Origin of the sequence: Pantoea sp. S62 (genome assembly GCF_016658625.1) — a bacterium.
In the GTDB taxonomy this organism is placed as follows: domain Bacteria; phylum Pseudomonadota; class Gammaproteobacteria; order Enterobacterales; family Enterobacteriaceae; genus Pantoea; species Pantoea vagans.
In genome coordinates this window covers 174515-184918 of sequence record NZ_JACVVI010000011.1, presented here as the reverse complement: position 1 = coordinate 184918, position 10404 = coordinate 174515, and the positions used below count along the sequence as shown (strand labels likewise).

Below are 10404 nucleotides of genomic sequence, written 5' to 3'. Positions count from 1 at the left end.
CGCAAAAACCCGCCAGAGGCGGGTTCTTTAAAGATGGTGCCCGAACCCGGACTAAAATGCCGGGAGCATTTTTGCATCGCGCGTCAGCGCGACCCGAAGGGCGAGCCACAGGATGTGGCGAGTGTATCGAACCTTCGATAACGGGTTCGTGACAGAACGCAAAAACCCGCCAGAGGCGGGTTCTTTAAAGATGGTGCCCGAACCCGGAATCGAACCAGGGACACGGGGATTTTCAATCCCCTGCTCTACCGACTGAGCTATTCGGGCAACGGGGCGCATTAAACCAAAGCGGCCCGGCAGCGTCAAACGCTTTTCACCAAAATCACATCGACTGACGGCTTTTCCATCAACTCAAATATCGGGTTTGACCCGGCGCAAAAATCTCGCGTCTGGCCGGATAAATTTTAGTCAGCGGAGCGGTAAAGGCTCCATTGTGCCGCGATTTTGCCGATATAGGAGGCGAGACCAACACTAATAATAAGGATCGCCATGTTTTCCACCATTACATCAGGTATCACTTCACGCCACGGCTGGCAGAAGCGGGCTCACTCAGCGGCCACGCTGAGCTCGCTCAACGGCTCCATCGCCATGGTTGAGTTCTCCCCCGATGGCACCATTCTCAGCGCCAATGCGCTGTTTCTGGCGCGCATGGGCTACACGCTGGCGGAGATTGAAGGCCAGCACCACAGCCTTTTTTGCACGCCGGAACAGCTTCAGTCGCGGGACTATCAGGATTTCTGGCTGCGGCTGAACCGGGGCGAAAGCTTCAGCGATAAATTTCTGCGCATGGCGAAAAACAGCCGCCCGATCTGGCTGGAAGCCAACTATGTGCCGGTGCAGAACCGCCATGGCCGGGTGATTAAAATCGTCAAACTGGCCACCGACATTACGGGCCATATCAACGATGCCCAGGAGCAGCGCGCCATTACCACCGCCATTGAACGGTCGATGGCGGTCATCGCCTTTAACCTCAAAGGTGAAGTGCTGAAAGCCAACGACAATTTTCTGAAAACCATGGGCTACCGTCGTGAAGAGGTCGAAGGGATTCACCACAGTCGTTTCTGTTCGCAGGCTGTACGCGACAGCCGCGAATATAGCGAGTTCTGGCAGCAACTGAACCGGGGTGAATTTGTCTCGGGTCAGTTTCCCCGGGTGAATAAACGGGGTGAGACGGTCTGGCTGCGTGCCACCTATAACCCGGTTTTTGATGAACAGGGCCGGCTCTACAAAATCGTCAAATTCGCCACGGATGTGACCGCACAGGTGGAAAAGAATCAGCAGGAGCATGATGCGGCGCAGCGGGCTTATCACACCGCACTGCAAACGGATGAAAGCACAAAGCTGGGTGCCGATGTGATCGCCAGCAGCGTGGAAACCATGAATGCGCTGGCGGGTGAACTGCAGGGGATCTCCGGTGATATTACCGGCCTGAGTGAGTCTTCTGATCGTATCGGCGCGATTGTGGAAGGTATTCGCCGGATCGCCGATCAGACCAACCTGCTGGCGCTGAATGCCGCCATTGAAGCAGCGCGGGCGGGCACCCATGGCCGCAGCTTTGCTGTGGTGGCTAATGAAGTCCGCACGCTGGCAGCCAACATTAACCGCGCCACTACCGACATTGAAAACCGGATTCAGCAAAATCATCTACTGGCAAGCCGTGCGCTGAAAGGTATTGAGTCGAACCTGAAACGTGCCGATCAGGGTGTACAGCTGGCTCAGGAGGCGGGCGGCGTGATTGCAGAAATCCGTGAAGGCGCAACGGACGTGGTGCGTGCCATCGGACAGGTCACTAAAACGCTTAAAGTCTGATGCTCTGCGGGGGCCTTCGCCCCCCTTTTTTACGGTGTGGCCTGAGCGGGTGCTTCTGGCACCGGCGGGATAAAGATATGGTCCAGAATATCCCGCATCACGGGCGCAGCCGTTACCCCTTCCCCGCCACCATTCTCCAGAATTAACGCCACCGCCACTTTCGGGTCATTAAACGGTGCAAAGGCGGTGTAGAAGATATGGTCACGCAGCCGCACTGGGATCATCTTCGCGTTATAAGTCTGGTTCTGACGCAGGCTGAATACCTGTGACGTCCCGCTCTTCGCCGCGATGCCATAAGGAGCCGTATGGAAATATTTATAACCGGTGCCGTTGGGCGCGTTAGCCATGCCAAACATCGCGTGACGCACCAGCGACCAGTACGGTGAGTGAGGATCGCCAATTTGTGCCTCATGCTGTTGTGGATGGTAGTTTTCCACCAGCGTGCCGCGCTGGGTTTTCTCCAGCAGGTGCGGTGCGATGACCCGACCGTTATTGATCAGTGCGACCATCGCCTTCACCATCTGAATCGGCGTCGCAATCCAGTAGCCCTGACCAATGCCTACCGAAACCGTATCGCCCTGATACCAGGCCTTTTTATGCACCTTCTGCTTCCACTCACGGCTTGGTAATAAGCCGTTGTACTCTTCATTCAGGTCGATACCGGTCGATTTACCATAGCCAAACTGGCTGAGCATGGTGTGAATCCGGTCAATGCCCATCATGAAAGCCACCTGATAGAAGAAGGTGTCGGCAGACTCTTCTATCGCGCGAGTGACATCCAGCATGCCGTGCCCGGTTTTCTTCCAGTCGCGATAGCGCCGGTCCGTGCCCGGCAGCGTCCAGGTCGGCGCACCAAAGAACTGCGACTGTGGCGTAATCACATGGGTCAGCAGCGCCGACATCGCCATATAAGGCTTCACCGTGGAAGCGGGTGGATAGAGTCCCTGCGTGACGCGGTTGATCAGCGGCAGGTCTTTATCCTGCAGCAGCTTTTTGTAGGCCTGATAGCTGATGCCTTTCACAAACGGATTCGGGTCGTAGCTGGGACTGGAGACCATCGCCAGCACGGAGCCGTCGCGCGGATCTTCAATCAGCAGCGCCGCACGCTGTCCGGCCAGCAGGCTCTCCACATACTGTTGCAGATGCAGATCCAGCGTCAGCGTCAGGTTTTTACCCGCGACCGGCGGCACCTCTTTCAGCACCCGCACAATGCGGCCATGGTTATCCACTTCCACTTCCTGATAGCCCGGCTTGCCATGCAACAGCGCTTCGTAATAGCCCTCAATCCCCTGCTTGCCGATGTTGTGGTCAGCCGCATAGTTTTCGGCGATACCTTCCGCATTCAGCCGTTTGTAGTCGTTATCGTTGATTTTCGAGACATAACCGATCACATGGGCCAGATCGGCCCCATAGGGATATTCACGATCCTGGTAGGTCTCAATGCTGGCACCGGTAAAGCGGAACTGATTGACCGCAAAGCGGGCAACCTGCTCTTCGGTCAGCTCCTCCTTCAGCACGACCGGCTTGTAACGACTGGTCTGCTTCAGCGCACGGCGGAAAGTGTCGATCTCATCGGGTGTCAGATTTACGATCGGCGTCAGCGCCTGCAGTGTGGCGTTCATATCGTCAATTTTATAAGGCGTCAGCGTGATGGCGTACCAGCTGACGTTACGCACCAGCGGAATACCGTTGCGGTCATAAATCAGCCCGCGCGTCGGGGCGATGGGGATCATCTTGATGTCATTCTGGTTGGAGCGCGTCTGGTAGTAGGCATGGTCGCGCACCTGTAAGCGGAAAAGATTTACGCTAAGAATAGTGAAACAGAGACAGACCAGAGCAAAGGCGATTGCGGCGCGACGGGCAAACAGCTTCTCTTCAGCATCGAAGTTACGAAAGTTCATCAGGGGGCATTATCAGGCGACTAATTATTATCTGTTATTGCACACTATGATAAAGCGCGATCGCCGGCGTGCCAGCGCGAAGATGCACAAGCCTCGGCAAAAGTGTGTCATTTGATGTGAATGTTACCGGGAAAGCGAGGCGGGAAACTCAGATCCTCCGGTTAAGGAGGATCTGAACAGGCGATCGGGCAGCAGGCGGGAATCGTCACCCGCCGCGCGGATTAATCACCCAGCAGGACAGACTCCAGCGCAATCTTGATCATGTCGTTGAAAGTTGTCTGACGCTCAGCAGCAGTCGTCTGCTCGTGCGTACGGATATGGTCTGATACGGTACAGATGGTCAGCGCTTTCGCACCGAACTCTGCAGCCACACCGTAGATACCCGCAGCTTCCATCTCAACGCCGAGGATGCCATATTTTTCCATTACGTCGAACATCTGCGGATCCGGCGTGTAGAAGAGATCGGCAGAGAAGATGTTACCTACGCGCGCTTCAACACCCAGGTTTTTCGCCGCATCAACCGCGTTACGCACCATGTCGAAGTCAGCAATCGCCGCGAAGTCGTGATCTTTGAAACGCATACGGTTCACTTTGGAATCAGTGCAGGCACCCATACCAATCACGATATCACGCAGTTTTACATCAGGGCGTACAGCACCGCAGGAGCCGACACGGATGATCTTCTTAACGCCGAAGTCCGTGATCAGCTCTTTGGTGTAGATGGAGCAGGAAGGGATACCCATTCCGTGACCCATCACCGAGACTTTACGGCCTTTGTATGTGCCGGTGTAGCCCAGCATGCCGCGCACGTTGTTCACTTCAACCGCATTTTCCAGGAAGGTTTCTGCGATGTGTTTTGCGCGCAGCGGATCGCCAGGCATCAGTACGACGTCTGCGAAATCACCCATTTCAGCATTAATATGAGGGGTTGCCATTGTTTAATCCTTATTAAATTGCTGATTTACAGCATGTTCTTGCCATAGTCCATCTCGGACAGGCCAAAATAGTGTGCAATTGTCTGACCAATATCAGCGAAAGTCTCGCGGTATCCCAGTGAACCCGGCTCCACTTTCGGTCCGTAGATCAGAATCGGAATGTGCTCACGCGTATGCTCGGTGCCTTCCCAGGTCGGATCACAGCCGTGGTCAGCAGTCAGGATCAGGATGTCATCTTCGCCAACCAGCGCCATCAGCTCAGGCAGACGACGGTCAAACAGCTCCAGCCCGCCCGCATAACCGGCGACATCACGGCGATGTCCCCAGGTTGAATCGAAATCAACGAAGTTGGTGAACACAATCGCCTGATCCGGCGCGGTTTTCATCTCCTGAATCGTCGCGTCAAACAGCGCATCCAGACCGGTCGCTTTGACCTTTTTGGTAATGCCCTGCTCCGCATAGATATCGGCGATTTTACCCACGGAGATCACGTGACCGCCCTTCTCATCCACCAGCTTTTTCAGCATGGTGGCGGATGGTGGCTCAACAGCCAGATCGTGACGGTTGCCGGTACGCTCGAACTGACCCGCTTTATCACCCACAAACGGACGGGCGATCACGCGGCCAATGTTGTAGCCCCCTTCGGTCAGCTCTTCACGGGCGATTTCGCACAGCGCATAGAGCCGCTCAAGACCAAAGGTCTCTTCGTGACAGGCGATCTGGAATACGGAGTCCGCAGAGGTATAGAAAATCGGCTTGCCGGTTTTCATATGCTCTTCGCCCAGCTGGTCGAGGATCACCGTACCTGAAGAGTGGCAGTTACCGAGATAGCCCGGCAGGTCGGCGCGCGCAACCAGCTTGTCCAGCAGTTCCTGCGGGAAGCTGTTCTCTTTGTCGCTGAAGTAGCCCCAGTCAAACAGCACCGGCACACCGGCGATCTCCCAGTGGCCTGACGGCGTATCTTTACCTGACGAAAGCTCACTGGCGTAAGCATACGCGCCGGTGATTTTTGCCTCAGGATCCAGACCCGCCGGGAAGCGGCCGGTCGACAGCTCGGCGGCTTTACCCAGCCCCAGCGCGGTGAGATTAGGCAGATGCAATGGGCCTTTACGTCCCTTGTCTGCTTCACCGTTAAAACAGGCTTCGGCGATATGACCCAGGGTATCTGAACCTGCGTCGCCGAATTTATCGGCATCTTTACTGGAGCCAATTCCAAAGGAATCGAGAACCATAATAAAAGCACGTTTCATGCAAGTCTCCTGCGCATTAGCGCGTGACAAGTCAAAAAAAAGCGATCAGATCAGTATACCCGAATGCATCGCGGCTGGCACCGGTTACTGGTCAGTTAGCTGAGATCGCTCACACGGCGATAGACGACCGGCGTCTCAGCCGGGGCGGAATCCCCGAGCACCAGCGCAGCTTTAACCGCTGCGGCGGCCTGCTGCCATTTGTCTTCGCTGCTGGCGTGAATGACCGCCAGCGGACGATGCGCATCGGCACGTTCGCCCAGGGTGATCATTTCGCTGAAGCCGACGCTGTAATCGATGCTGTCGCTGGCGCGCTGACGTCCGCCGCCCATCGCCACCACCGCCAGACCCAGCGCACGGGTATCCATGCTGCTGACGATGCCTGGCTGGTCGGCATAGACCGGTTTGCTTAGCAATGGCGCGGGCAGATAAGCGTCGTAACGTTCGACGAAATCAGCCGGTCCCTGCTGGGCAGCGACCATGCGGCCAAACACCTCAGCCGCCTTACCGTTATCCAGCACTGTCATCAGCTTCTGACGCGCGTCGGCGTCGCTGGCGGCGAGTTTGCCGGAGGTGAGCATTTCGCTGCAGAGCGCCAGCGTCACTTCCAGCAGGCGCGGATTCCGCTGTTCACCGGTCAGGAAGCGCACCGCTTCGCGCACTTCCAGCGCGTTACCGGCTGAAGAAGCGAGAACCTGATTCATGTCCGTCAGCAGCGCGGTGGTCTGGCAGCCTGCGCCGTTGGCAACGCCAACAATCGACTGCGCCAGACTTTCTGAGGCTTCATAGGTTGGCATAAATGCGCCGGAACCCACTTTGACATCCATCACCAGCGCATCCAGCCCTTCTGCCAGCTTCTTGGCCAGAATCGAGGCGGTGATCAGCGGAATGGAATCGACGGTGGCGGTGATGTCACGCGTCGCGTAGAAGCGCTTATCCGCCGGGGCCAGCGAGCTGGTCTGGCCGATAATCGCCACACCGACCTGCTTAATGATGTCGCGGAAACGGTCATCACTGGGGAAAATATCGAAGCCCGGAATCGCTTCCAGTTTATCCAGCGTGCCGCCGGTATGACCCAGACCACGACCGGAAATCATCGGCACATATCCACCGCAGGCAGCGACCATCGGCCCTAACATCAGCGACGTCACATCGCCGACGCCGCCGGTCGAGTGCTTATCCACCACCGGCCCGTTAAGATTGAGTGATTTCCAGTTAAGTACCGTACCGGAATCACGCATCGCCATCGTCAGCGCGACCCGCTCTGGCAGCGTCATGTCGTGGAAATAAATGGTCATCGCCAGCGCGGCAATCTGACCTTCCGAGACGGTGTTATCACGCACGCCATTAATGAAGAAGCGAATCTCCTCTTCAGTCAGCGCCTGGCCGTCACGTTTTTTGCGAATAATTTCTTGTGGCAGAAACAAAGTAGCCCCCTGGTTCAGGGAAATCAGGATGGAGAACAGGCGGTCAGCGACCGCCTGAAAGATCAGTAACCCGCTTTGCTGGTGTCGCTGTCATGACCCAGGGTGTTGAGCAGGCTCGCCAGCAGGCTTGATGCACCAAAGCGGAAATGGCGTGCATCGGCCCAGTCGGCACCCAGCGTCTCTTCTGCCATCTGCAGATAGATCGCGGCATCTTCAGCAGTGCGCACGCCGCCCGCCGGTTTAAAGCCAACTTCCTTACTAACGCCTTTGTCATGGATCACATTCATCATGATCTGCGCCACTTCCGGCGTGGCGTTAACCGGCACTTTACCGGTGGAGGTTTTAATGAAGTCGGCACCCGCGTCGATAGCAATCTCAGAAGCCTGACGGATCAGCGCTTCTTCTTTAAGCTCACCGGTTTCGATGATGACTTTCAGCAGCACGTTCGCTTCAGCACAGGCGGTTTTACAGGCTTTCACCAGATCGAAACCAACCTGACTGTTACCGGCGATCAGCGCGCGGTACGGGAAGACCACATCCACTTCATCTGCACCGTAGGCGATGGCGGCGCGGGTCTCTGCCAGTGCAATATCGATGTCGTCATTGCCGTGCGGGAAGTTAGTTACCGTGGCGATGCGGATTTCCGGCGTACCCTGCTCGCGCAGCGTTTTACGCGCAATCGGAATAAAGCGCGGATAGATACAGATGGCGGCGGTGTTACCTGCCGGGGATTTAGCCTGATGACAGAGGGCGATCACTTTTGCGTCGGTGTCGTCGTCATTCAGGGTGGTTAAATCCATCAGTTTCAGGGCGCGCAGGGCAAGAGGTTTAATATCGGTCATGAGGCTCTCCAAAAGATCGGGGTGCAACCCACCGGCTTGCCGGCGGAATGTTATAATAATAACACTCAGAAGCGGCCTGATATGTGCCAGTAGTCACATAGGGATAAGAAATTAATGCAATTGCGTCACAATCACTGTGACTTAAATCGCAGATAACAGCGTTTAATGGCCATTATACGCCAGCCGGCCCAATGTTACTATTATCACATTTAAGCGCTGATGAGGCAGATCCGGTCAGTTACGCAGCGCCGGGAAAGCGGGATCGAGCCGGAACAGCTGCTGACTGTTGTGCCACAGCGCATCGGCAATCTCTTCGGGTGACTCCTCTCGCAGGCTGCAGAGTACTTCCCACACCTGACGCGCACGTTCCGGGCGGTTTGGCTGGCCCTGAAAGCCCTGCAGTGGCATATCAGGTGCATCGGTTTCCAGCAGCAGCGAAGAGAGCGGCAACTGTGCTACGGTCTGACGGGTTTTGCTGGCGCGCTCATAGGTAATGGTCCCGCCAATGCCAATCGCATAACCCAGCTTAATAAAGGCCTGCGCCTGCTGCAGGCTGCCCGCAAAACCGTGCACCACGCCACGGCGCGGCAGATCGAGACGCCGCAGAATCTGCGCCAGCTTGTCATGGGTGCGTCGCGAATGCAGGATCACCGGCAGCTGATACTGTTTCGCCAGCTTCAGCTGTGCTTCAAGAAAGCGTTGCTGCTTATCAAACTGCGGATTGTCGCGATAGAGATCCAGCCCGATCTCGCCGATCGCCACCAGCTTACGTGGCCGCTGTTGCAGTAAGGTTTCCAGCTGCTCAAGATGCGCCTCAAGGTGATTTTCAATGACGATAGGGTGCAGGCCCAGCGCCGCGTAAAGCGGCGGGTGTTCAGCAGCCAGTGCGCAGACGCGCTCAAACCGGCTGGCATCAATTGCCGGGATGATAATCTTCTCTACACCCGCCTCCGCGGCGCGCGTCAGGCTGGCGGCAACATCCCCTTCGAAAGGCGGAAAGTCGAAATGGCAGTGCGTATCGATAAACTTCATGCCAGCGATCCTTTGTCGTAATCCGCATCATTGTCCGCCAGCGGCGGCGTAATGATCCGTCGGGTATCCGGTGCATTGGCGACCGGCGCAGGCGGGGTGACGATGCGCGCTGAGACCATCGGTTCAGCATCGCTCAGCCACTGGCCCAGCGTGGCGAGGAAATAGCGACCACAGCGCCGCCCCAGATGATAATCCTGATTCAGCGCGGCAACCCGGCTGCCCAGGGCACTGCTGGCCAGCACGTGCGGTGGAAAAATTTCGATAATGCGCAAATCGTCGGGAGGATTCTCAATAAACTGCTGAATTTCCCGATAGCTCTGCTCATGCTTATTCAGCACGTTGATCATCGGCTGCAGCGCGCCAGTACTGAGCCAGCGCTCCATCCGTTTAAACCATTTTGGGGTGTAGAACATCTGCGATGGCACTGTGCGGATCACCACAATGGTATCCGCACCGCGACGTGCGGCCTCGCGCACCGGAATCGCATCGCTGATGCCACCATCGAGATAGCTTATCCCTTCCAGATTGACGCCCAGCCGGTAGAAACCGGGAATCGCACTGGAAGCTTTGATCAGATCCAGCCAGTTGTCGGCGGTGGGCGTAAAGTAGCCGGGCGAATAGTCGTCGCTGCGGCAGGCGCACATATAAAACTCGCGGCCGCTGGAGAACAGCTGCTCCGCACTGCTCATCGCCAGCGGAAATTCACTGCGGGTGATATCGATCAGCCAGTCGAGGTCGATCAGATTGCCTCCGCGCACAAAACGCAGCGGATCAAAAAAGAGTTTACTGGTGGTATAGCGGGTAATCACGCGACGGGCGTAGCCGGGCTGACCACAGACAAAGGCAGAGAGATTTTGTGCACCGGCAGAGGTGCCAAGCATCAGCTGAAAAGGATTGAATCGGGCGCGCTGAAATTCGTCCAGTACCCCTGCGGTGAAAATGCCGCGCTGACCGCCGCCTTCACAGACCAGGGCAATTTTCTGAGCTTTAAAGGGTGTCAGGGCCAGAGGTTCAATGGCGCCGAGTGTGACGGGAATGCGTATACCCACTGTACGAACCTCAAAAAAGGGTTCCGGGTATGCTGGAGGAGGGATCCGTTAAAGACAGCAGCATTCCGGAGAACCAGTCATCTATTCCTTTAACCGGCAGGCCAGCTGAACTGGCTTGCCATCGCAGCGATGTGAAGGTGTCCCTCTCTTCACGTCAGTCGC

At 56.4% G+C, this 10404-nt stretch carries 8 protein-coding genes and 1 tRNA gene; 1 reads left to right on the top strand and 8 read right to left on the bottom strand.

Translation table 11 applies throughout. The features are described 5' to 3' along the window. Positions 1 to 191: 191 nt before the first annotated feature. Positions 192 to 267 (bottom strand) — tRNA-Phe (locus tag IBT54_RS16635). A gap of 222 nt (positions 268 to 489) precedes the next feature. Here IBT54_RS16635 and IBT54_RS25420 point away from each other — a divergent pair. Beyond that, complete coding sequence (locus tag IBT54_RS25420; RefSeq protein ID WP_013359009.1) at positions 490 to 1809, top strand: PAS domain-containing methyl-accepting chemotaxis protein; 1320 nt, start codon at positions 490 to 492, stop codon at positions 1807 to 1809. A gap of 29 nt (positions 1810 to 1838) precedes the next feature. Here IBT54_RS25420 and mrdA read toward each other — a convergent pair whose 3' ends face one another. The 7 genes from mrdA to IBT54_RS16595 all read right to left on the bottom strand — a co-directional run bounded on the left by mrdA (position 1839) and on the right by IBT54_RS16595 (position 10242). Further along, entirely contained in the window at positions 1839 to 3710 is a 1872-nt protein-coding gene (mrdA, locus tag IBT54_RS16625) for a penicillin-binding protein 2 (RefSeq protein WP_147789789.1), read from the bottom strand. A 221-nt stretch (positions 3711 to 3931) separates the two neighbouring features. Next, the gene (gene deoD / locus IBT54_RS16620; protein ID WP_013359011.1) at positions 3932 to 4645 is read right to left on the bottom strand and encodes a purine-nucleoside phosphorylase; all 714 of its coding nucleotides are present in this window, start codon (positions 4643 to 4645) and stop codon (positions 3932 to 3934) included. Between the two features lie 26 nt (positions 4646 to 4671). Further along, on the bottom strand, positions 4672 to 5895 hold the full coding sequence (gene deoB / locus IBT54_RS16615) for a phosphopentomutase (RefSeq protein WP_033784036.1): 1224 nt from the start codon (positions 5893 to 5895) through the stop codon (positions 4672 to 4674). A 95-nt stretch (positions 5896 to 5990) separates the two neighbouring features. Then, positions 5991 to 7319, bottom strand: coding sequence for a thymidine phosphorylase (deoA, locus tag IBT54_RS16610; protein WP_013359013.1), 1329 nt, complete (start codon positions 7317 to 7319; stop codon positions 5991 to 5993). Positions 7320 to 7381: 62 nt separating this feature from the next. Then, a complete protein-coding gene (deoC, locus tag IBT54_RS16605; RefSeq protein WP_201252490.1) occupies positions 7382 to 8161 on the bottom strand; it encodes a deoxyribose-phosphate aldolase in 780 nt (259 codons plus the stop codon). 234 nt (positions 8162 to 8395) lie between these two features. Further along, complete coding sequence (locus IBT54_RS16600; protein ID WP_201252489.1) at positions 8396 to 9193, bottom strand: TatD family hydrolase; 798 nt, start codon at positions 9191 to 9193, stop codon at positions 8396 to 8398. Next, entirely contained in the window at positions 9190 to 10242 is a 1053-nt protein-coding gene (locus tag IBT54_RS16595) for a patatin family protein (protein WP_095706680.1), read from the bottom strand. The genes IBT54_RS16600 and IBT54_RS16595 overlap by 4 nt, the downstream gene beginning before the upstream one ends. Positions 10243 to 10404: the final 162 nt, after the last annotated feature.

Bases quoted from the DNA above. Each gene is read 5' to 3' on its own strand.
- IBT54_RS25420 (WP_013359009.1), top strand. From the start codon at position 490: ATGTTTTCCACCATTACATCAGGTATCACTTCACGCCACGGCTGGCAG.
- mrdA (WP_147789789.1), bottom strand. From the start codon at position 3,710: ATGAACTTTCGTAACTTCGATGCTGAAGAGAAGCTGTTTGCCCGTCGC.
- deoD (WP_013359011.1), bottom strand. From the start codon at position 4,645: ATGGCAACCCCTCATATTAATGCTGAAATGGGTGATTTCGCAGACGTC.
- deoB (WP_033784036.1), bottom strand. From the start codon at position 5,895: ATGAAACGTGCTTTTATTATGGTTCTCGATTCCTTTGGAATTGGCTCC.
- deoC (WP_201252490.1), bottom strand. From the start codon at position 8,161: ATGACCGATATTAAACCTCTTGCCCTGCGCGCCCTGAAACTGATGGAT.
- IBT54_RS16600 (WP_201252489.1), bottom strand. From the start codon at position 9,193: ATGAAGTTTATCGATACGCACTGCCATTTCGACTTTCCGCCTTTCGAA.